Below are 22,343 nucleotides of genomic sequence, written 5' to 3'. Positions count from 1 at the left end.
GCAATGGCCACACCCCGGCACCCGGCTTCGATGCTCAAGCCGACTTGCCTGACGGCCGCCTACCCCGGACGGTTTGGAAACAGCAGGCAAAATCGCGTGTCGCCGCCTGGTTGGCTCGTCACGGTGACGCGGCCATGTTGCAAGGTCATGATGGATTTAACGATGGCCAGGCCAAGGCCGGATGTGCCGGATGCGCTCGAACGTGATGGGTCGGCGCGATAAAAGCGGTCAAACAGCCTGTCGATATGTTCGGGCGCAATGCTGGGGCCAAAGTTGGTGACGCATACCGAAGTCCATTCGTCCTTCTCCGCGGCGTCGAGGCGCAGGCTGTTGCCCGGCGGCGTATAGCGCAGGGCATTCGACACCAGGTTGCTCACTGCCCGGCGCAGCAGCTGTGCGTCGGCGATCACCGTCCCCGAAGCACTGACTGCGATCTGGACGCCGGCATCGAGAGCAGGCCCCTCGAAATAGTCCGCAATACGCGTCAGCTCCTGGTGCAGATCGAGCCGCTCCAACGACAGCGCGACCTCGTCATGGTCCGCTCGGGCAAGAAACAGCATGCTCTCGACCATTCGGGCCAGCCGGCCAAACTCCTCGTGGTTCGAATGCAGCAGGTTCTGGTAGTCTTCCGCAGGGCGCGGTTGCGACAGCATCACCTCGGTCTGCACCATGAGGTTGTTGAGCGGCGTGCGCATGTCGTGCGCAAGGTCGTCCGCAAATTGTGACAGATTGTTGAAACTCGCCTCCAGCCGGTCCAGTACATCATTGAAACTGTCGGCCAGGATACGTAATTCGTTCGGGGCTGCAGCTCCATCCAATCGTACGCGCAGATTCTGTGCCGACACGTGGCGAGCCTGTTCGGCCAGAGCGGTGACACGCTTGAGCGCGTGCCGAATCAATATCGAGCCGAGGGTGGCAGTGATGGCCGCGCCGAGCAATGCTGCGCCAAGTACCCGCCAGCGATAGGCGGACAGTAACGCGGAGCGGTCGGCCGTGATGCGTGCCAATGTGACGCGCACCAGTTCGCCGCTGGCAACGCGGCCCGACACCGACAGTACCCGCTGCCGGGCTGACCTGTCTGCTTCGGTTTCGATAACGTCGGCTTGCACCGCGGGACGTGTGAGCGGTACGACATGACTCGCAGGGGAGAGCGACTCGGTGTTCTTGGCCAACGTTGTGCCGTCGGAGGCCTGCATCAGCAAGAATACATCGCCGTCCAGACTTGCCGAGTCGAGGAACCGGTGTGGGTCACGCGTTATCTCGGCCGTGTTCGACGTTTCGTCGAGGAAGTGGCGCATCAAATCGGCACGTTCGACCAGATCGGCATCATCCCGCTCCTGCAGTTGTCCAGCCAGCGAGCGATAAAGATAGACGCCGACAACCGAAAATACGGCAAATGCCACGACGGCCACCAGGGCGCTGAGCCGCAGTGTGAGCGAGACAGAACGAACGCTCATCCGCGCGCTTCCAGCACATATCCCATGCTGCGTATTGTATGGATGAGTTTCTGCTCATACGGGTCATCGATCTTTGCCCGCAAGCGTCGTACCGCCACATCGACGACATTGGTGTCGCTGTCAAAATTCATGTCCCATACCTGCGAAGCGATCAGGGGACGAGACAGTACTTCCCCGCTGCGCTTGGCCAGCAGGTGCAATAACATGAATTCCTTGGCGGTCAGGTCGATGCGCATGCTCCCGCGGCTGACCCGGCGCTTGGGCACATCGATTTCCAGATCGGCGATGCGGATGACGTCCAGTTCACGCATAGGTCCCCGGCGCAGCAGCGTGCGTACGCGGATAAGCAGTTCGGCGAAGGCGAACGGTTTTACCAGATAGTCGTCGGCACCCAGTTCGAGCCCCTTGATCCGGTCATTGAGCGCATCACGCGCAGTCAGGAACAGTACAGGCGTCTCGATCGTACGCCGAAGCTCGGTGACCACCTGCCACCCATCCATGTCCGGCAGCATCACGTCCAGTATGATCAGGTCGTAATGGCCGGTTGTGGCGGCATGCAGCCCATCTGGCCCGGTGCGCGCCAGGTCCACCACGAAACCGGACTCCGTCAGGCCGCGCTGGACGTATTCGCCCGCCTTCTGCTCATCTTCAATGACCAGTAATCGCATTGCATTCCTCGTGTTTAGGCCGCCGGCGTCGTGCCGGCGACGGTTCATTCTATCGCTGCGATATTGCAGACAGCGCACTGAGCTCTGTTCTCAGGTTACATCGACAGCCGTGCCATGACGCACAGCACGGCGGTGTGTCCGTTCGAGTTTGGCAACCTGCATCATTTCCCATGCCGCCGGTAGCACGAACAACGACAGCAGCGGCGCCGTAACCATGCCACCAACCATCGGTGCGGCAATGCGCGCGATCGCTTCGCTGCCGGCGCCGTCTCCAAACAGCATCGGTAGCAGGCCGGCAAGGATCACCGCCACCGTCATGGCTTTGGGCCGCACCCGCTGCACGGCCCCTTCCCGGATCGCTTCGGTGATCAGTTCGCGCGACAGTACATGGCCGGCTGCCAGGCGTGCATCAAGCGCATTACGCAGGTACACCATCATCACCACGCCAAATTCCGCGGCCACACCCGCCAAAGCGATAAAGCCTACTGCCGTGGCCACCGATACCGCATGGCCCAGCAGCCAGATGAACCAAAAGCCACCGATCAGCGCGAATGGCACCGTCAGCATCAGCAGCGCAGCCTCGGCCGTCGAGCGGAAGGCAAAATACAGCAGCATGAAGATAACGAGCAATGTCAGCGGTACGACCGTCTTGAGCTTGGCCGTGGCGCGCTCGAGGTACTCGAACTGTCCGGACCAGCCAATCGAGTAGCCGGGCGGGAGTTTCACCTGCTGTCCAACCTGTCGTTGCATGGCGCGCACCGCGCTGGCCAGGTCTGTGCCGCGCACGTCCACGTACACCCAGCCGGAAAGCCGGGCGTTTTCGCTGCGGATCATCGGCGGCCCGTCGGCGACCGTGATCCGGGCGACGTCGGCCAAGCGGATCTGTGCGCCCGTCGCGGTCACCACCGGCAGTTCACGCAGCGCCTGCAGTGAGTCGCGGTAATCGCGTGGGTAACGGACACTGATCGGAAAGCGCTGGCGACCGTCGATCACTTCTCCCACATTTTCGCCGCCGATGGCCGATGCAACGACCGACTGCACGTCGGCGATCGCCAGGCCAAAGCGTGCCGCACCGGCCCTGTCGATATCGACGTCGATGTAGCGGCCGCCTGCAAGGCGCTCGGCCAGTGCCGAGGTGACCCCCGTCACCGGTTTTACGGCGGCCTCGATCTGCGCGGCAATCCTGTCGATTTCGTCCAGCCGTGGCCCGGACACCTTGATGCCGACAGGCGTCTTGATCCCTGTGGAGAGCATGTCGATGCGATTGCGGATCGGCGGTACCCACACGTTCGACAAGCCGGGTACCTTGACGACGCGGTCAAGCTCCTCGATCAGCCCGGGAGGCGTCATTCCTGCGCGCCACTGGTCGCGCGGCTTGAACTGGATGGTCGTCTCGAACATCTCGAGCGGCGCCGGATCGGTGGCCGATTCGGCCCGACCCGCCTTGCCGAACACTGTGGCCACCTCGGGTACCGTCTTGATCAGCCGGTCGGTTTGCTGCAGCAATTCCGAGGCTTTCGACGCCGAGAGGCCAGGCAGTGCCGAAGGCATGTAGAGCAGGTCGCCTTCGTTCAAGGGCGGCAGGAACTCGCCGCCGAGGCGGGAGATGGGAATGGCCGTTAGCGCAAGGGACAGTGCGGCGATTCCCAGCGTCAGGCGTGGGTGGCGCAATGCCAGCTCGAGTACGGGCCGGTATGCCCGCACCAATGCGCGATTGATGGGATTGGCAGCTTCGCTCGGAATACGGCCGCGAATCAGGTAGCCCATCAGCACTGGCACCAGGGTAATGGCCAGTACGGCGGCGGCGGCCAGCGTGTAGGTCTTGGTGTACGCAAGCGGTGAAAACAGCTTGCCTTCCTGCGCTTCGAGCCCGAATACGGGAATGAACGAGAGCGTCACGATCAGCAGCGAGAAGAATAGCGCCGGCCCCACCTCGGTGGCCGAAGCCGCCATGATTTCCCAGCGGCGTGCGCCCGATACCGGCTCGTCCGGATGCGCATGCGCATGGGCCTCCAGATGTTTGTGGGCGTTTTCGATCAGTACCAGCGCGGCGTCCGTCGCAGCACCGACGGCAATCGCGATTCCGCCGAGCGACATGATGTTGGCATTGACGCCCTGGTAGCGCATCACGATGAAGGCGGCGAGCACACCGAGGGGCAGCGAGACGATGGCAACGAGGGCACTGCGCAGGTGAAACAGGAATACCGCACAGACGATGGCGACGACGACAAATTCCTCGACCAGCTTGTTACGCAAGTTTGCGACCGATGCGTCGATCAGCGTGGACCGGTCGTACGTGGTGACAATCTCGACGCCCTTGGGTAGCGAAGCCTTCAGTGATGCCATCTTGGCTTTGATAGCGCGAATGGTCTCCAGCGCGTTTTTCCCGGAACGCATCACGATGACACCGCCAGCCACTTCGCCCTCGCCATTCAACTCGGCGATACCGCGGCGCATTTCCGGGCCGATCCGCACTGTTGCGACATCGCGCAGCATCACCGGTGTGCCGTTCGGCGATGCGCCCAGCACGACGTTGTTGAAATCGTCGAGCGAGCGCAAGTAGCCGTGGGAACGCACCATGAATTCGGTTTCCGCCATTTCCACCACGCCCCCACCGGACTCCTGGTTGGCCTTCGCCAACGCCTCCAGCACCCGGGCATGGGACATACCGAACGCGCGCAGCCGCGCCGGGTCCAGTACGACCTGGTACTGGCGGACCATGCCGCCGATGCTGGCCACTTCGGCCACGTCCGCCACCGTTTTCAGCTCGAACTTCAGGAACCAGTCATGCAGGGCGCGTAGCTGACCCAGATCATGGGTGCCGGTGCGGTCCACCAGCGCATACTCGTAGACCCAACCGACACCGGTGCCGTCTGGCCCCAGTTCGGCGCGCATACCCGCCGGAAGCCGGCCCTGCACCTGGCTGATCGCTTCCGTTACACGCGAGCGAGCCCAATAGAGGTCCGTCGCGTCGTCAAACAGCACATAGACGAAGGCGTCGCCGAAGAACGAGTAGCCGCGCACGGTCTTCGCTCCCGGCACCGAGAGCAGGGCGGTCGTCAAGGGATAAGTGACCTGGTCCTCGACCAGCTGCGGCGCCTTGCCGGGGTACTGGGCGCGGATGATGACCTGCGTGTCCGACAGGTCGGGGAGCGCGTCGACCGGTGTTTGCCGCAGCGACAACACACCCCAGCCAGCCAGGACAACAGCCGCGATCAATACCCAGACGCGGTGCGCAATCGAGGCGCGGATGATGTGGGCAATCATTGCGGCGCTCCCGCAGCCGGCGTCACGGTGTCGAGCACATAGCCGTCCTCTGTCTGGTGGAACGTGAAGTCCACACGCTGTCCCGCCTTGATGCCCGGGAAATCGCCAGGGGCCGGCTTCGTGAAGTCCATCGTCATCGCCGGCCACTTCAATGCCAGGATCGGCTGATGAGACAGCGTCAACGCGTCCGCGCTGACCTGTTCTACGACACCCGTGCCTTGCAGCGATGCGGGCCCGGCTTTTTTCTCGGGCGCAGGCTCTGCCGCCGCCGGAGCGGTCCCGAGTTTCGGCAATATGGATTTGAGGTTGGCTTCCGAGTCGATCAGGAACTGGCCGGACGCGACGACTTTTTGACCCTCTGCCAGGCCGCTGCTAATCTCGATGTCGTCCCCGTAAACACGCCCGGTCGTGACGACGACGGGCTCGATGCTCCTGTCGCCGGCAGCGACAAGAACCACGGATCGCTTCCCGCTGCTGATCACTGCCTCGGCCGGAACAACCAGTCGGCGCGGACTGTCCGCTGTCGCCAGCTGTATGCGCATCAACTGGCCGGGTACGAGCGTGCCATCGTGGTTGTCCAGTTCCAGGCGCGCCTGCACCGTGCGCGTCGCCTCGATGACGCCGGGAAGGATTTCGCTCAACCGCCCCGTGTACTGGCGCGCCGGGTCGCTCTGTGGCGATACTGTCACCTTCATGCCGGTTTTAATCGAACCAAGTAACGCTTCAGGCACTTCTGCAAGCAGCCATAGCTTGTCTGTGCCACTGATCTTGGCGACGGTAACGCCTGGTGCCACCATCGAGCCTTCCCTTACTGCCAGTTCAGAGAGCACGCCCGTTGCAGGAGCTGTCAGCACAAAGCGGCTTTGTGGTTTGCCGCTGCGTTCGGCATTGGCCACCAGCGCGTCCGGAATCGACAAGGCACGCATCCGGTCACGGGCTGCGCGGGTGAGCGACTCGTCGCCAGAGCGACGCAGGGTCAAATACTCCTCCTGGGGCGCGATCCAATCCGGGACGAACAGCGTAGCGACAGCGTCACCGCGCCGAACACGTTGCAGCGGGGCGCGCGTATGCAATCGCTCGATATACCCGGTAACGCGGGTTTGCACGACTTCGGCACGGCGCTCGTCGAACTGCGTCGTACCCACCAGTTCCAGCGTATCGGGCAGCGCGATGCGCCGCACGGTGGCGAAACGGATCCCCAGGTTTTGTTGCAGTCCGGGGCTGATAATGACGCCACTCCCGGCGCCTGCCTCGTCGGCATAGACCGGGACCAGCTGCATGTCCATGAAGGGGCTCTTGCCTGGCTTGTCAAACCGCGTCCCCGGCACCATCGGGTCGTGCCAATACAGCACTTTGCGCTCAGTACTGGTTGGTGGAGGGATGTCCTTGTCGGAAGCCGCCGGGCCGGTGCCGTGACGCATGCCGGCCCAATACCCGCCACCAGCGAGTGCAGCGCCCGCCAGCAACAGTACCAGTGGGATCAGGATCTTGCGATTCATTGCGCGACTCCTTCACCGTTGTTTGCACTGGGCACAAGCGCGGGAAGCTCAAGCGCCGCCCATGTCAACGCGGCCTGCTGCTCCAGGGTGTTGATTTGCAGCCGCTTCTCCAGCAGGCCGCGGCGCGCCTGGAAGATGGCGGCGAGGGGGCCGCTGGCCGAGCGGTAGGCAGCAACTGCCAAGTCGACCTGCGCGTTGGCCGCAGGGAGCAGCTCGGCCTGCAGACGGGTAATCCGGCTGGTCAAGTTCTGCAGTTCCTCGCGAAGAACCTGTACCTGCATCTGCTGCTCGGCAACGGCGTCCTCGTACAGTAATCGGGCCCTGGTTCCCTGCGCTGATTTTTCCGCGACGTCGCGGTCCTGACGTTGGGCGCGGTTGACAGGTAGCGGGATTGTCACGCCGAACGAGACCATGTTGCCGTATTGACTGCCGCGCTGGCTGAAGCCAGCGTCGAACGCCCAGTCTGGATGGCGCTCGCGCGTGGCCACCGCAGTGTCGGCATCGGCCAGGGCGATGGCACGGCGTGCCGCCAGAACCGATGGCCGTGAGTTTTCCAACGCCAGCGGTGCGACGTCGGTCACTGTAACCGTCAACGCCGGCGCAACGTCGTCGACGACATCGATCTGCCTGCGCAGCCAGCGGGACAGGCGTATGGCGGCGGAACGGTGCTCCTGCTCGGCCCTGGCCAGATCATCGCGTGCCTGGACCAGCGTCAGGCGTGCCTGCACTACCTCGGTCGCATTTGCCTTGGCGCCTCGGTGCGCAGTTTCGGCCCCAGCAAGATCTTCTGCCATCTCGCGGGCCAGGTGCCGGTAGAGTTCAGCTGCGCGTTGCGCGTAGAGCACGGCAAACCATGCCTTGCCTGCTTCCTCGCGGACCGCTGCCGCGTTCTGCAAGCTCGCTGCCTGCTCCACATCGACGGCCGTGCCCGCGCGAGTTGCCTTGGCTTGGCGTTTCTCGGATGAGACCCATTGTTGTTCGATGCCGATGCGGCGCATCGTCATGAAATCACTACTGATACGCCACCGGTCCGGGCCGGATACCGGAAGATTCTCGACTCCCAGTTTCAGCATGGGATCAGGTAACTGCGTGGAGCGTGCCGCTGCCTGCACGCTCGCGTCAACCGATGCCTGCGCGGCCTGGTTTGTAGCGGAAGCCTGTGCGGCAATGCGCAATGCGGCCGCGAACGTCAAGCCAGGCTGCGCGGCACTGGCCAGGAGTGGCGAGAACGCCAGGATGGCCGCGAGCACTCCGGGCGCACGCGGTACTATTCTGAAAGACATACAACCCCCAAAGAAATGGACGAGCGCCGGCAGTGGGCCATGCAGGCCTGCCGGCAATACGGGAGGGGGATGTGTCAGATGCGCAGACGAAGGGTTGCCAGGTACGGCGGATCGATGCCAGCCTCAGGCAGCATACCTGTTGTCGTAGCGTTAAGGACAAAAGGAACGCGCGGCCGTGGGCTTGGGATCACAAAGCCGATCGTCAACACCGCGAGGGTCGGATTGGTAGCATGTTCGACCGTGGCTTTCGTCCCCGCCTTGTGCTCAGCGCAGTGCACCGGCTTTTCCTGATCTATTTCAGGGCAAGGTGTTCCGTGCGGCATCGCCATCGCTGCCCGGTTCACTGTCTGCTCCGGACACACATAGGCGGCCATCGCCAGGGCGGCGTTCGTGACAGTCACGAGCAGCAGCAGGGCGAGATAGCGAAACAGCGAAGGGAAGATACGGCGCATCCCATTAGTGTATTGAATAGTGTCGCCGTGCGATAGTAGTTCGGAAGGCGTATCCCAGCGAGCTGGTATAAACCTAATTGACCTTCCTACGGTAGGAAGGTGTAAGCTCATGCACGCTTGCAAGTAAATCCTAACCTGCGTACCATACAACCCATGCGCGCTTTTGTCCGTTATCTGCTGTGGCTGTTGATTGCACTGCTGCCCTTGCAGGGCGGTGCGGTCGCGCTCATGCCTTACGATAACGCTCATGCGTCCGTTGGCGTTGCGGTAGTGGACTTCCAGGTCATGTCCCATGCCGACCGCCAGGTCAGCATGGAGCCGTCGGCGCAGATGACCAAGATGCCGTGTCACGACGTCGGCGGCAGTGCAACAGTCAAGGTTCACGAGCACAGCAGCCATTGCGGCAGCTGCTGCATCGGCGCATCGGTTCCTGCGACCGTGCAGGCGCCAGATCGCCCTGTTACGTTTATTACGCCCGTTCGTATTGCCGCCCAGCCGGCAATGGTCGCGTTCATTCCTGCCACGCCCGAGCGCCCGCCGCGGCGCGTCCTCTGATCCTCCACTGACGTTGCGGGCTGCTTGCCCGCTGTTGTTGTGCCTTAACCGAAGGCACTGATCACCTATTGGAATTCACATGAACCGTTTCCGCACGCTGCTACTGGCAGCCGCGGGCGCGCCCTTGTTCGCATTCGCGCAGTCTGCCCCTGTGGTGGCAGATGCTGCGGATGCCAAGGTTGCCGTCGCACCGCCCGTTTATCGGTCTGCTTTTGCCGGCCTCCCTCCGGCTGACGTGTCGTCCGCTTCGCCGGACAAGCTTTGGCTACAGGCCAACCGTGTTGTTGCAGGAGAAGCCATCGAAGCCGTTGACAAAGGCAAATCGGGTACGCCTTCAGCCACCACAAAAGAGGGCCCGCCCAGCTCTGCCGGTCACGCGGCCCACCATGGGCACCAGATGCCGATGAAAGGACAATGACATGCGCAGTTTCTTGAATCCTGTGCCCCGACGTTTGGTCGTCGCGCTGGGCGCCGTCGTGCTCTCGGGATGTGCAACCTTCACACCTGATGGCGGCTTGAACGACGTCTCACGCCTGACCCAGGAGCGCATCGGCCAACCCGTTGCACTTGCCAAACCTCAGGCACAGCAGTCGGAAGCCACTGCCACGCAGGTGCAGACACTGCTCGCGCAGCCGTTGACGGCCGATTCGGCCGTACGACTGGCCTTGCTGAACAGTCCTGCGCTGAAGGCCTCACTCGCTGAACTGGGAATTTCCGAAGCAGAATGGGTCCAATCTGGCCGTCTGCGCAATCCGGGCTTCTCGTTTGGACGCGTGCGCGGCGCCGATGAAACCGAGATCGAGCGAAGCGTGACGTTTGACGTTATCGGTCTTCTCACCATGCCGGTCCGGCAGCGTATCGAGGGACGCCGTTTCGAACAGGCCAAATTGCTGGCGGCCACGCAGGCAGTGCAATTGGCGGGCGAAACACGCCGTGCCTATTACACGGCCGTGGCGGCGGCGCAAAGTGCCGCCTTTGCGGACCAGGTGCGCCTTGCGGCCGAGGCGTCTTCGCAACTGGCTGATCGCATGAGCAAGGTAGGCAATTGGAGCAAACTCGACCAGGCGCGGGAGCGCGCATTCTATGCTGACGCGGTCACCGAACTTGCGCGTGCGCGTCATGAAGCTACCGCCGCGCGCGAGCAGCTGACAAGGTTGCTGGGCGTGTGGGGTGCGCAGCAGGATTACCGTCTGCCAGATCGCTTGCCCGACCTGCCCGCACAGGCAACGACGATACAGGATGCCGAGGCTCGGGCATTGTCACAACGGCTCGACGTGCTGGCTGCTCGCCGCGACGCGCAGGCGACTGCTAGCGCGCTCGGGCTGACGAAGGCCACGCGCTTCATCAATGTGTTCGATGCGGCTTACACCAACACAAGCAAGTCTGGTTCGCCGCGCGAGAACGGCTATGAGGTGTCGCTCGAATTGCCGCTATTCGATTGGGGCACGGCCGCGCGCGCGCGGGCTGAGGCCGTGTACATGCAATCCGTCCAGCGTACCGCCGATACGGCAATCAAGGCACGCTCGCAGGTGCGCGAGACGTATTCGGCCTATCACACGGCATATGACATCGCACGGCACTACCGCGACGAGGTGGTCCCGCTGCGCAAGAAGATCTCCGACGAAATACTGCTGCGCTACAACGGTATGTTGGCCAGTACCTTCGAACTTTTGGCCGACGCCCGTGAACAGCTGGCCAGCGTCAACGGCGCGATCGCCGCACAGCGCGATTTCTGGATCGCCGAAAGCCAGCTTCAGTCCGCCATGAACGGCGGCGGTATGACACAGTAAGGATAACGACATGATTTCACGTAGAAATTTCTTCATGGGTGCGGGCGCAGTTGCCGTCGGCGCGGCGGCAGTGAGCAAGGCCGGTGCCGCGACACTGCCTGAAGCGGCGACCGCCAGCGACGCAAAAACCCGGATTCCACCGCTGCCATCGAACGGGCGGCCCTTTAATCCAGTCGTGACCCTGAACGGCTGGTCGCTGCCATGGCGCATGAATAACGGTGTCAAAGAATTCCACCTGGTCGCCGAGCCTGTCGTACGCGAACTCGCGCCGGGCATGAAGGCGAACCTGTGGGGGTACAACGGCCAGTCGCCGGGGCCCACGATCGAAGTAGTCGAAGGTGATCGCGTGCGCATTTTTGTCACCAACAAATTGCCCGAGCATACCAGCGTGCACTGGCACGGCCAGCGCCTGCCGAACGGGATGGACGGCGTGACCGGCCTCAACCAGCCAGGCATCCCCCCGGGGAAAACGTTCGTGTACGAGTTCGTGGCAAAGCGGCCCGGCACCTTTATGTACCACCCGCATGCAGACGAAATGGTACAGATGGCGATGGGCATGATGGGGTTCTGGGTAACGCACCCGAAGGATCACCGCCAGTTCGCCGTCGATCGCGACTTCGTATTCCTGCTGTCGGCCTACGACATCGAACCCGGCAGCTACGTCCCGCGCGTGAACACCATGCTCGACCAGAACTTGTGGACGTTTAACAGCCGCGTGTTCCCGGGTATCGATTCGATGCCGGTACGGCAGGGCGATCGCGTGCGTATCCGCGTGGGCAATCTGACGATGACGAACCACCCGATCCACCTGCACGGACACGAGTTCGTGGTCGCCGGCACTGACGGCGGTTGGACGCCGCCAGCGTCGCGCTGGCCGGAAGTGACGACCGACATCGCGGTGGGCCAGATGCGCGCGATCGAGTTCGATGCGACAGACCTGGGCGACTGGGCCTTCCACTGCCACAAGTCGCACCACACGATGAATGCGATGGGACACGACGTGCCGACAATGATCGGCGTCGACCATAAGGGCATCGCGGAGAAGATCAACAAGATCGTGCCTGACTACATGGTGATGGGCGACAAGGGCGGGTCGATGGAGGGCATGGAAATGCCCCTGCCGGACAACACACTGCCGATGATGACGGGCGAAGGCCCGTTTGGCGGCGTCGAGATGGGCGGCATGTTCACCGTGCTGAAAGTGCGCAAGGAGCAAAAGCGAGGGGACTATACGGATCCGGGCTGGTTTAAGCATCCAGCCGGCACTGTCGCTTATGAATGGACGGGGGCCCTGCCGGAGCCTACCCGTTCGAAGAACGCTGGTGGCCAGTTGATGCCGGCAAAAAACCGGCCGAATGTCGAGATGACAGTGCGCAAGCCGACGGGCCACGGCGAACATTGATTTTTCCAACCGATAAGAGGAGCTTATGAAACAGCTGAACAACGTAATCCTGACCGCTGCCGTTGCACTCTCCGCAGTGGCATTCGCGCCCGCCTATGCGCAACATGACCTGCATGCCCAACACGCGCAGCACGGTGAGCACGCGGCGGCTCCGGCCGAACTGACCGATGGCGAAATCAAGAAGGTGGACAAGGAGGGAGGGAAGCTGACCATCAAGCACGGCGAGCTGAAGAACCTGAACATGGCCGCAATGACGATGGTATTTCGTGTGCAAGACGCCGCGATGCTCGACAAGGTGAAGGCGGGTGACAAAGTTCGCTTCACCGCCGACAAGGTCAACGGCACTACCACCGTCACGCATATCGAACTGGCGAACTGACCCCATGGGCGGATGGCACTGTAATGTATCTGTAATCTTCAGGTCATGCTGCGGTGCGCATCCGCTCCCTACAATGATGCAATGGATTCGGTAACGAATACTCATCTAGCTCATTGGAGAAAACATGAAGCAAAGTCTGAACTACGTGACTGCAGCGCTGATCGGCCTGGTAGCCATGACCTCTGGCCCGATGGCATACGCGCAGCAGGCGACGGCAACGGCTGCGAGCGCGGCACTAACCGAGGGGGAAATCAAGAAGGTCGACAAAGATGCCGGCAAGGTCACGATCAAACACGGTGACATCAAGAATCTGGGCATGCCCGGCATGACCATGGTCTTCCGCGTACAGGATCCGGCAATGTTCGGCCAGGTGCGGGAGGGCGACAAGGTGCGCTTTACCGCGGACAAGGTCAACGGCGCACTGACCGTGACCAGCATCGAACAAGCTAAGTGAACAGAAACAGGAAATCATACAGATGAAAGCATTATTTAACGTGATGGGTGCCGCCGCCGTCCTGGCTACTGTCTTGGCAAGCCCGATTGCGTCCGCGCACGCTACGCTCAAGAGCTCCGATCCGCAGGCTGGTACCACCCTTGCGGCTGCGCCAAAGCAAGTCGCTTTGACGTTTAACGAGAAAATCGAAGAGGCATTTTCCAGCATCACCTTGACAGATGCGGCAGGCAATGCCGCTACCACCGGCAAGGCGAAGGTCGACAGCGCGAACCCTGCAATCGTGCGTGTGGACATTCCGGCGCTGCAAAGCGGCACTTACACGGTGAAATGGGCTGTGGCGGGGCACGATGGGCACCGCCGTACTGGCAACTTCGTGTTCACGGTGAAATAAGTTGGACGCGGTCGCGCTGCTGCAGGTCGGATCGGCCGCGCTGCTCAACCTGGGCTTTACCTGGCTGGTAGGAACCTGGTTCGCACGGCGTTGGCTGCCAGCCGGCAGGCCGATCAGCGACTGGCTGGTCAGCCTGCGCCGCTACGATAACGCGGCGATCGTGGTGACGATTGCGGCGAGCGCGGCGGCGCTCTGGGCTGCCACTGCCATCATGGCCGGTGTCCCGCTGGGCGAGGCGGGCAACATGTTCTGGACGATGCTCACCACGACTGCCCATGGCAATGCGGGCTGCGTTGCGATCGCGGTCATGGTTTTGCTGCTGGGCGTTCGCTGCCTGGGCAAAGACGGCCGGGCCACGGAAAGTCTTGTGCTGCTGCTGCTTGTGATATTTGCCGCCACGCGTGCATCGATGGGGCACGCAGGGGAAGAGGGCTGGTGGACAGCGCCGCACGTGGCTGAAACCGTGCACCTGGTTGCCATCGCCATATGGAGCGGTGCCGTGATCGTGTCAGCTTGGCCCGTATTACAGCCGGCACGTGTACAAGAGCTACCACGCGTTGCAACGGATCATTACCTGGACCGGATGTCCCAAGCTGCGATGCTTGCCGTGATCGCAATTGCGGCGACCGGCATCTACAGCGGCTGGCATCGTGTTGGCAGTGCCGAGCACTTGGTGCATACCCAGTACGGTTATACGTTGCTTACAAAGGTTGGGCTCGTTCTAGGGGCGATCGCCCTGGGTGGTTATAACAAATTTTGGGGTTTGCCCGGGGCTGCGAGATCAGCCACTGGTGTTGCCGTGGTGCGCCGCGTGCTGCAGATCGAAGCGGTGTTGCTACTGGGAGCGTTGGCGGCCGCGGCGTATCTGACAGTGCAACAACCTCCCGCAGTCATGTAATTCAGCGCGGCAATGACCAAGGCGTCATGGGTCTGCACGCTTGACTTTACCACCATGGTAAGGCGTATGGTCTCAGTGAGTAAGGTGGCACGGCAAGTGTCCGTGTCACCTCAATCCATCATGCCGCCAACGTAAGCGTAGAGCATCGGCGAACCATACAGGAGTTTGCATTATGCACAGCAGCGAAGGACAGCAGCACGACCATCGTCATCACGATCACCACCAAGCCAACGGGCCCGGTGCGTCGCCGCAGCCCGACGGCCACGCGAAACCGTTCACTGATCCGGTATGTGGGATGAAAGTTGGCCCGAACCCTGAGCGGGAAGTCGCCCACAAAGGGCACGTCTATCACTTTTGCAGCACCGGCTGCATGCAGAAATTCAGGGCGAGCCCCGCCAGTTACCTTGAAGGGCAGGGAGCAGCAGGCGCGAGCGCCGGGCAGGCGCCTGGACTTGCGCCCGCTGGGACTGTTTATACGTGCCCAATGCACCCCGAAGTCCGGGCACCACAGCCTGGTAATTGCCCTATCTGTGGCATGGCCCTGGAACCGCTCATGCCGACGGTGGACGACGAGGAAAACCCCGAGCTGGCCGATTTTCGCCACCGTTTTTGGTGGACGTTGCCGCTGACGGTGATAGTGTTCGCCTTGGCAATGTTCGGGCATGCGCTGTTTCCACAGGGGCTGCCGTACCAGAACCTGATCGAATTGGCGCTCAGTGCGCCCGTCGTGCTGTGGGCGGGCTGGCCGTTCTTCGAGCGTTGGTGGCAGTCGTTGTTACGCATGAGCCCAAATATGTGGACGTTGATCGGCACTGGGGTCCTGGCGGCATTCGGCTACAGCATCGTCGCAACGCTCGCCCCGCAGCTGTTCCCCGCGGCGTTCGCCACCCATGGCAGGGTGGGCGTGTATTTTGAGGCTGCGGCAGTGATCGTTTCGCTGACGCTCCTGGGGCAGATCCTGGAACTGCGCGCCCGATCGCAGACGTCGGCCGCCATCAAGTCGCTGCTCGGGCTGGCCCCAAAGACGGCGCGTCGCATCAACGCCGACGGCAGTGAAGAGGATGTCCCACTTACCCACGTCCATATCGGTGATGCGCTGCGCGTCAGACCAGGAGAGAAAGTGCCCGTGGACGGTGTCGTGATCGAAGGTGACAGTTCCGTGGACGAGTCGATGCTGACGGGCGAACCGATGCCGGTATCGAAGCGCGCTGGCGACCGCGTAATCGGCGCCACCATCAATAGCAGTGGAAGCCTTGTGATGCGAGCGGAGAAGATCGGCAGCGAAACGATGTTGTCGCAAATTGTGCAAATGGTCGCGCAGGCCCAGCGTTCGCGTGCGCCGATGCAGCGGCTTGCCGACAGTGTGGCCGGCTACTTTGTCGTCGTGGTAGTTGTGATCGCTTTGTTGACGCTGTTCGGCTGGGGACTCTTCGGCCCGGAATCGGGCTGGGTATACGGTTTTGTCAACGCAGTCGCCGTTTTGATTATCGCGTGTCCGTGCGCCTTGGGGCTAGCCACGCCGATGTCGATCATGGCCGCTACCGGCCAAGCGGCCACGAGGGGCGTGCTGTTTCGCGACGCTGCTGCCATCGAGGCGCTGCGCAAGGTCGACACGCTGATCGTCGACAAAACAGGTACCCTCACCGAAGGCAAGCCGGCATTCAACACCATCGTGCCAGCCGTTGGCTTCACCGAACAAGAGGTACTGAGGATTGCGGCCAGCATCGATCAGGGCAGCGAGCATCCGCTGGCCCATGCGATCCTTGCCGAGGCCCGAGCGCGTGAGATGGCATTGACCAAACCAGAAGCCTTTGAATCGGCAAGCGGCATCGGGGTGCGAGGGAACGTCGACGGCATGAAGATTGCGCTTGGCAACACGGCGCTGATGGACGCGCAGGCAATCGATTGGCATCCATTGGCCGACAGCGCTGAGCGGCTGCGAGGGGAGGGGGCCAGCGTCATGTACCTTGCCGCAGATGGTCGGCTGGCGGGCCTTATCGCCGTGTCAGACCCGATAAAGGCCACCACGTCGGAGGCGCTCTCTACACTTCGCAGCGAGGGTCTACATGTCATCATGGCCACAGGCGATGGCGTCACGACGGCAAAATCCGTAGCCGGACGGCTCGGCATTGACGAGTACTACGGCGAGGTGAAGCCGGTGGACAAGCTAGCGCTCGTCGAGAGACTCCAACAGCAGGGCAAGATTGTGGCAATGGCCGGCGATGGCATTAACGATGCGCCGGCATTGGCCAAGGCGAACGTAGGAATCGCCATGGGAACTGGTACGGACGTGGCAATCAATAGCGCCCACGTTGCCCTCGTCAAAGGCGACCTGCGAGGCATTGCACAGGCACGCGCCATCTCGGTCGAAACGGTGCGCAATATGTGGCAAAACTTGGGTTTTGCTTTCGTGTATAACGCAGCGGGTATTCCATTGGCGGCTGGAGTGCTCTATCCGTATACCGGGCAGCTGCTGTCGCCCATGATTGCGGCGCTGGCAATGAGCCTGAGTTCGGTTTCGGTGATCGCAAATGCCTTACGCTTGCGCCGAGGAGTGCCGGCGCGGCAAATCGGTTGAGATGTGACGATCGGCTAGAATCGGGCCGACGTTGCCCGCGTATGATTGCGCTTTCCATGATTTTCAAGCAAACATGTCCCAATCCGTACGTATTGTCATCGCCGGTTTGGCCATCGGCTTGTTGAACAACGGCGTTGCAGCGGAACAGGCACCAGCCGAGGGGCCGCTTCGCATTTCGGTAAGTAGTGCTGATCCTGTCGCGCCGATCGAGGTTCGAAATATCCATCGCGTGCAGTGCCGCGAAGGAACATATGAACTCGTCGAATGGCCGTTCAAAGGAAAGCTGGAATTCGCTTTCAAGGCAGGTGCCGGACGACGCGCCTTTGATCTAAGCGGGTCGGAATTTGCGAAGACCCTCGCGAAACGGCAGCTGTTCGGGCACTTTGGCTTCAGCTGCGGAGGGGGAGAGAACCTCAATATCCAGTACTGGGGACTACGTTCGCTGGACGGCGCTGAGCAGCCTCGACCGTTCTCCTATCGCCTGAACGTGTCGGCTGATGGGGAAATTCTGCAGGACCTCGACGTCAATTAAGAAACCGTTGAGACGCTCAGAAGGATTACTGGTTCAAGAAACTGCGAACAGAACGGAAACCAATCTGCTCGGTAGAAGTATTGAAGGATCGATTTTCATATCGCCGACTGTGTGGCAGTCCCTCCTTTACCTTCACCGTCAGTCCGTTAAGTCCACATGTCTGCGTCTACTACCGTCCTAGTTAAACGCTGTGCCCTCGAAGTTTCGCAGTGAGCGTTGTTCACCCTGTGATTGACTCTCCACTCACAATTTAGCGGAATCAGTCGTCGATTAGTGTCTGAATTATTGGGCAATTTGCGCCAGGGTGTTCGCTATCGCAGCGGGAGACCATAGTTGCGAGCGCGGTCTTCATTGCAAGCAGGTCGCTTAATTTTGCCTCTACCATGGCGAGCTTACGTGCCGCGAGATCGCGCGTACTGGCACAGGTTTGCGAGCCCTCCAGCTTCAACAAGCTCGCAATTTCGTCGAGCGTGAAGCCAAGGAGCTGCGCTCGCTTGATGAAGCGAATCCGGCGCGCATCGTCGCTCCCGTAGGTGCGGTAGCCGCTGTACGGCCGGGCAGGTTCGTCGATTAGGCCGCTTTTTTGATAGAACCGGACCGTTTCCACGTTCACCCCTGCTGCGCTTGCCAAGCGGCTGATGGTCATTTTCTCAGTCACGTACTTGACTCCGTATATGGGTACGGAGTTTATCCTATTTTATGTATAGCTAGCTGGAGTGGACATGGCATTCGGAACGAAGAGATCTCTGGTCGCGGGCGTGCTTGCGGCACTTGGCGCCTCGGCATGTTGCGCCGGCCCGCTCATTCTCATATTGCTCGGTGTGGGCGGCGGCTGGGCGTCTCACCTCATTGCGTTCGAACCCTATAGTCCGTACCTTACTTCCTTGACCGCGCTGTTCCTAGGTGCTGCCTTCTACAATTTATACCTGCGTCGGCGAGAATGTGCACCTGGTGACACCTGCGCTACTGAACGCGTCATAAGGAACCAGCGGCTCATGTTCTGGCTTATAGCCTTGCCAGTGATACTGTTACTCGCGTTGCCTTTGTACGCCCCATTGTTCTATTGAAAGGATTTCCCGATGCGTCTTTTGACTTTTGTTGCCGCGCTGTTGCTAAGCGGATCGGCTATCGCCGCGACGCCAGAGGTTCTCACGCTTAACGTGCAGAACATGACCTGTGCTACATGCCCGATCACCGTCAAGAAGGCACTTCAGCAAGTTGCTGGTGTAAGGGACGTGAAGATCGATTTCGAGCACAAGACGGCCACCGTTCACATAGATACGGCCAAAGCCACCGTTGCAATGCTGACCAAAGCGACGACGGACGCTGGCTTCCCTTCGACTGTCAGGAAGTGATGTCATGACCGACCCAATTCTAAAATCGGTCCTGACCTGTCCGCAGTGTGGGCAGAGCAAACAAGAAACCATGCCGACTGACGCGTGCCAGTTCTATTACGAGTGTGGAGGCTGTGCAGTTGTGCTGCGCCCAAAGGGCGGCGACTGCTGCGTCTATTGCTCATACGGTACGGTCAAATGCCCGCCGATTCAGCTGGAGCGCCCCTGCTGCCGCTAGCAGACCTCTCTAGGTATTTGGCTTTTGCTGGCTACCGCAATCTGGTGCACTTCAAGACAAGAACTCGTCAATGCACATAACCGGATAGTCTGTGATATGCGTTAGCACATATCGCACCCGGGTTGCTGGATCGATACCGTTCAGCCTAGCCTTCCGATCAGCTCGCAAATGCAGCGACGCTTTCGCCACCGTTGACGGCGCTGGCGCACAGGCAATTGCGTCGTCCCAGCGCATCACTGAGCGGGCGCAGCAGCGTGCTTGGGCACCTCTCCAAACGGCCAAGCGGCTGCGCTGAGCTTCGCGCGCTTGGATAACACTCTGGCGATAGAGTGGCAGGTGATCGGCATATTTTGCCACATGCACGTTTGTAGATTACTTCCGAGAGCAGCTCTCGGAAGCAAAATTGTGAGATCGCTGCCGGCCGGCTCCCTAGCAGACGCCATCGATCAGACGACACCATCTAACAGATTTACTTCCGAAATTTGGAAGTAAATGTGTTAGATGGCTGCCGCATGAACTAAGGTTGTTAGACCAGTGCAGGTTTCCGCTCGATGGAAGTGCGATATCTAGTGCTCAAAATTTACATCGCGACAGCGTGCCCGTGTAATGATGCCTGTCGTCGGTAGTTGCGCTTGCGACGCCCCAGCAGTCAGCCTGTCCACCTATCAAATCTGCCGAATTTGCCGGTCAATCGCCTTCATCGCCCGCTCACTACGCTCGCTGTACCGATCCGTCAGGTAATCGGTGCGGCTGCGCATCAGCAGCGTGATCTTGAACAGCTCTTCCATCACATCGACCACCCGGTCGTAGTAAGCGGAAGGACGCATGCGGCCCTCTTCATCGAACTCCTTGTATGCCATCGGCACCGATGACTGGTTCGGGATTGTGAACATGCGCATCCACCGGCCCAGCAGGCGCAGCGTGTTGACCACGTTGAACGACTGCGAGCCGCCGCATACCTGCATGACCGCCAGCGTGCGCCCCTGGCTCGGACGCAGCGCGCCTTGTTCCAGCGGGATCCAGTCGATCTGGTTCTTCATCACGGCCGTGATGGCACCGTGCCGCTCGGGACTGCACCACACGTGGCCTTCCGACCACAGGCACAGCTCGCGCAGCTCCACGACCTTCGGATGATCCTCGGGCACGCTGCCGGCCATTGGCAGCTCGGTGGGGTCGAAAATCCTGACTTCGCCACCGAAATGCTCCAGGATGCGCGCCGCTTCTTCCGTCAAGAAGCGGCTGAACGAACGCTCGCGCAGCGATCCGTACAGCAGCAGGAAGCGGGGCGGATGGTCCATGTCGCCAACCGGCTCCAGCTTCGGCAGAGCCGGCATGTCGAGCTGGTCGGCGCGAATATTCGGCAGGTTGGGAATCTTATCCATGGTGAATGCGTTGTCCTTGTTCGTTGATGACCGGTTCGCCGTCTTCCTTCTTAAACGCGCCGCGCTGCGGCTCGGCGAGAATGTCGAGCACAAGCTCCGACGGGCGGCATAGCCGCACGCCGGCCGGCGTGACGACGAACGGGCGGTTTATCAGGATGGGGTGGACGAGCATGGCGTCGAGCAGTTTTTCGTCGCTCACGGCCGGGTCATCCAGGCCCAGTTCCAGGTAAGGCGTGCCTTTCTGGCGGATCGCTTCGCGCACGGTCAGTCCTGCCTGGTCGATCAGCTCGACCAACGTCGCGCGGTTGGGCGGATGCTGCACGTATTCGATGACGACGGGTTCGATGCCGGCATTGCGGATCAGGCCCAGTGTGTTGCGGGACGTACCGCAGGCAGGGTTGTGATAGATGGTGACGTTCATGATATCTCCTCAAGCTAAGCGAACGGCCAGTGCGGCCAGGGTGATCAGCAGTACCGGTAGCGTCAGCACGATACCGACGCGGAAGTAGTAGCCCCACGAAATGTGGATGCCCTTGCTGTCCAATACGTGCAGCCACAGCAGGGTAGCCAGGCTGCCGATCGGCGTGATCTTCGGTCCCAGGTCGCTGCCGATCACGTTGGCGTAGACCATCGCCTCGCGCACTACGCCCTGGGTGCTGGTGGCATCGATCGACAGGGCGCCGATCAGCACGGTGGGCATGTTGTTCATGATGGACGACAGGATCGCCGTGATGAAGCCGGTGCCGAGTGCCGCGCCCCACACGCCGTACTCGGCGCATTGGTTCAGCAGGGCAGTCAGGTAGTCAGTCAAGCCCGCATTGCGCAGTCCATAGACGACGAGGTACATGCCGAGGGAGAAGACGACGACCTGCCAAGGGGCGCCGCGCAGCACTTCACGGGTGGAAATTTTGTGGCCACGCGCTGCGACGATCAGAAGCAATACAGCGCCGACCGCCGCGACCGCACTGATCGGCACGCCCAGTGATTCGAGCCAGAAGAAGCCGATCAGCAGCAAGCCCAGCACCCACCAGCCGGTGATGAACGTGGCGCGGTCGTGAATGGCTTCGTCAGGGCGCCTCAGTTGCGCCAAATCGTAGTCGGCGGGTATGTCCTTGCGGAAGAACAGCAGCAGCCCGCCCAAGGTAGCGGCGACGGAAACGAAGTTCACTGGCACCATCACGGCTGCGTAGCGGGCGAAGCCGATATCGAAATAATCCGCGGAGACGATGTTCACCAGATTCGACACCACCAGTGGCAGGCTGGCCGTGTCGGCGATGAAGCCGGCGGCCATCACGAAGGCCAGCGTCGAGCGGGCATTGAAGCGCAGTGCGTGCAGCATGGCGATCACGATCGGCGTCAGGATCAGGGCCGCACCATCGTTGGCAAATACCGCCGCAACGGCTGCGCCAAGCAGGACCAGCATGGCGAACAGCCGTTTGCCATTGCCTTTGCCCCAGCGCGCCACGTGCAAGGCAGCCCATTCAAAAAAACCGGCCTTATCCAGCAGCAGGCTGATGATGATTACTGCGACGAAGGCGCCGGTCGCGTTCCAGACGATGTGCCAGACCACGGGAATGTCGGCGACTTGGATGACGCCAGCGAGCAGGGCGACCAGTGCGCCGGCCGCAGCACTCCAGCCGATGCCGAGGCCGCGGGGCTGCCAAATGACGAAGATGAGTGTAACGAGGAAGATCAGGAACGCGATCAGCACGGGGGCATCCTAAAAAAGGTCAATCACGGCGCGCATGGGCGCCGTCAAGAAACCGCCGGTGGCGGCGAGCGCA

The 22,343-nt window shown here is 61.3% G+C and carries 23 protein-coding genes and 1 pseudogene; 13 read left to right on the top strand and 11 right to left on the bottom strand.

The features are described 5' to 3' along the window. Positions 1-59 precede the first annotated feature (59 nt). From FHS02_RS14330 to FHS02_RS14305, 6 genes are all read right to left on the bottom strand, one after another. Positions 60-1,457: a heavy metal sensor histidine kinase gene (locus tag FHS02_RS14330; protein WP_137315158.1), complete on the bottom strand. Its 1,398-nt coding sequence runs from the start codon at positions 1,455-1,457 to the stop codon at positions 60-62. Beyond that, entirely contained in the window at positions 1,454-2,125 is a 672-nt protein-coding gene (locus FHS02_RS14325; RefSeq protein ID WP_137315157.1) for a heavy metal response regulator transcription factor, read from the bottom strand. The genes FHS02_RS14330 and FHS02_RS14325 overlap by 4 nt, the downstream gene beginning before the upstream one ends. A 90-nt stretch (positions 2,126-2,215) precedes the next feature. Next, positions 2,216-5,392: an efflux RND transporter permease subunit gene (locus FHS02_RS14320; protein WP_137315156.1), complete on the bottom strand. Its 3,177-nt coding sequence runs from the start codon at positions 5,390-5,392 to the stop codon at positions 2,216-2,218. Beyond that, positions 5,389-6,891, bottom strand: a complete 1,503-nt coding sequence (locus FHS02_RS14315) for an efflux RND transporter periplasmic adaptor subunit (RefSeq protein ID WP_137315155.1) — start codon at positions 6,889-6,891, stop codon at positions 5,389-5,391. Before FHS02_RS14315 ends, FHS02_RS14320 begins: the two co-directional genes overlap by 4 nt. After that, positions 6,888-8,141 carry a TolC family protein gene (locus FHS02_RS14310; protein WP_221403861.1) on the bottom strand — a complete coding sequence of 418 codons (1,254 nt, stop codon included), beginning with the start codon at positions 8,139-8,141 and terminating at the stop codon, positions 6,888-6,890. The genes FHS02_RS14315 and FHS02_RS14310 overlap by 4 nt, the downstream gene beginning before the upstream one ends. 107 nt (positions 8,142-8,248) lie before the next feature. After that, complete coding sequence (locus tag FHS02_RS14305) at positions 8,249-8,626, bottom strand: hypothetical protein (protein WP_137315153.1); 378 nt, start codon at positions 8,624-8,626, stop codon at positions 8,249-8,251. A gap of 153 nt (positions 8,627-8,779) precedes the next feature. On the opposite strand from FHS02_RS14305, the gene FHS02_RS14300 reads away from it, so the two are divergent. The 10 genes from FHS02_RS14300 to FHS02_RS14255 all read left to right on the top strand — a co-directional run bounded on the left by FHS02_RS14300 (position 8,780) and on the right by FHS02_RS14255 (position 17,605). Continuing rightward, entirely contained in the window at positions 8,780-9,181 is a 402-nt protein-coding gene (locus FHS02_RS14300) for a hypothetical protein (RefSeq protein WP_137315152.1), read from the top strand. Between the two features lie 79 nt (positions 9,182-9,260). After that, positions 9,261-9,599, top strand: coding sequence for a hypothetical protein (locus FHS02_RS14295; protein WP_137315151.1), 339 nt, complete (start codon positions 9,261-9,263; stop codon positions 9,597-9,599). Between the two features lies 1 nt (position 9,600). Beyond that, positions 9,601-10,971, top strand: coding sequence for a TolC family protein (locus FHS02_RS14290; protein WP_137315150.1), 1,371 nt, complete (start codon positions 9,601-9,603; stop codon positions 10,969-10,971). A gap of 10 nt (positions 10,972-10,981) precedes the next feature. Then, complete coding sequence (locus FHS02_RS14285) at positions 10,982-12,373, top strand: multicopper oxidase family protein (RefSeq protein ID WP_137315149.1); 1,392 nt, start codon at positions 10,982-10,984, stop codon at positions 12,371-12,373. Between the two features lie 25 nt (positions 12,374-12,398). Further along, positions 12,399-12,752 carry a copper-binding protein gene (locus FHS02_RS14280; RefSeq protein WP_137315148.1) on the top strand — a complete coding sequence of 118 codons (354 nt, stop codon included), beginning with the start codon at positions 12,399-12,401 and terminating at the stop codon, positions 12,750-12,752. A gap of 124 nt (positions 12,753-12,876) precedes the next feature. Continuing rightward, positions 12,877-13,206, top strand: a complete 330-nt coding sequence (locus tag FHS02_RS14275; protein WP_137315147.1) for a copper-binding protein — start codon at positions 12,877-12,879, stop codon at positions 13,204-13,206. A gap of 22 nt (positions 13,207-13,228) precedes the next feature. Further along, entirely contained in the window at positions 13,229-13,597 is a 369-nt protein-coding gene (gene copC, locus FHS02_RS14270; RefSeq protein WP_137315146.1) for a copper homeostasis periplasmic binding protein CopC, read from the top strand. Position 13,598: 1 nt separating this feature from the next. Beyond that, a complete protein-coding gene (locus tag FHS02_RS14265; RefSeq protein ID WP_137315145.1) occupies positions 13,599-14,495 on the top strand; it encodes a CopD family protein in 897 nt (298 codons plus the stop codon). Between the two features lie 172 nt (positions 14,496-14,667). Continuing rightward, positions 14,668-17,073 (top strand): heavy metal translocating P-type ATPase, encoded by a 2,406-nt coding sequence (locus FHS02_RS14260; protein WP_137315144.1) that lies wholly within the window; start codon positions 14,668-14,670, stop codon positions 17,071-17,073. Positions 17,074-17,146: 73 nt separating this feature from the next. Continuing rightward, complete coding sequence (locus tag FHS02_RS14255) at positions 17,147-17,605, top strand: hypothetical protein (RefSeq protein WP_137315143.1); 459 nt, start codon at positions 17,147-17,149, stop codon at positions 17,603-17,605. Positions 17,606-17,864: 259 nt separating this feature from the next. Here the strand turns inward: FHS02_RS14255 and merR are convergent, their stop codons facing one another. Then, positions 17,865-18,251, bottom strand: a complete 387-nt coding sequence (gene merR / locus FHS02_RS14250; protein WP_221403869.1) for a mercury resistance transcriptional regulator MerR — start codon at positions 18,249-18,251, stop codon at positions 17,865-17,867. A 76-nt stretch (positions 18,252-18,327) separates the two neighbouring features. Between merR and FHS02_RS14245 the strand changes: the two genes are divergently transcribed. From FHS02_RS14245 to FHS02_RS31555, 3 genes are read left to right on the top strand one after another with little or no spacing between them, the layout of a single operon-like run. Continuing rightward, positions 18,328-18,672: a mercuric transporter MerT family protein gene (locus tag FHS02_RS14245; protein WP_137315141.1), complete on the top strand. Its 345-nt coding sequence runs from the start codon at positions 18,328-18,330 to the stop codon at positions 18,670-18,672. Positions 18,673-18,684: 12 nt separating this feature from the next. Continuing rightward, complete coding sequence (gene merP / locus FHS02_RS14240; RefSeq protein ID WP_137315140.1) at positions 18,685-18,960, top strand: mercury resistance system periplasmic binding protein MerP; 276 nt, start codon at positions 18,685-18,687, stop codon at positions 18,958-18,960. Positions 18,961-18,964: 4 nt separating this feature from the next. Then, on the top strand, positions 18,965-19,177 hold the full coding sequence (locus FHS02_RS31555; protein ID WP_137315139.1) for a GDCCVxC domain-containing (seleno)protein: 213 nt from the start codon (positions 18,965-18,967) through the stop codon (positions 19,175-19,177). 226 nt (positions 19,178-19,403) lie between these two features. Here FHS02_RS31555 and FHS02_RS32100 read toward each other — a convergent pair. The 4 genes and pseudogenes from FHS02_RS32100 to FHS02_RS14225 form a co-directional block, all read right to left on the bottom strand. Continuing rightward, positions 19,404-19,543: pseudogene (locus FHS02_RS32100) on the bottom strand (IS66 family transposase); the annotation flags it as partial. A gap of 299 nt (positions 19,544-19,842) precedes the next feature. Further along, positions 19,843-20,559, bottom strand: coding sequence for an arsenical resistance protein ArsH (gene arsH / locus FHS02_RS14235; RefSeq protein ID WP_137315138.1), 717 nt, complete (start codon positions 20,557-20,559; stop codon positions 19,843-19,845). Beyond that, positions 20,552-20,980 (bottom strand): arsenate reductase (glutaredoxin), encoded by a 429-nt coding sequence (gene arsC / locus FHS02_RS14230; protein WP_137315137.1) that lies wholly within the window; start codon positions 20,978-20,980, stop codon positions 20,552-20,554. The genes arsH and arsC overlap by 8 nt, the downstream gene beginning before the upstream one ends. A gap of 9 nt (positions 20,981-20,989) precedes the next feature. After that, on the bottom strand, positions 20,990-22,270 hold the full coding sequence (locus FHS02_RS14225; RefSeq protein ID WP_137315136.1) for an arsenic transporter: 1,281 nt from the start codon (positions 22,268-22,270) through the stop codon (positions 20,990-20,992). Between the last annotated feature and the right edge of the window lie 73 nt (positions 22,271-22,343).

It is taken from the genome of Pseudoduganella umbonata (genome assembly GCF_014192225.1).
Classification (GTDB): domain Bacteria; phylum Pseudomonadota; class Gammaproteobacteria; order Burkholderiales; family Burkholderiaceae_D; genus Rugamonas; species Rugamonas umbonata.
Note: the sequence above shows the minus strand (reverse complement) of the source record. Positions and strands in the feature narration are given on the sequence as shown.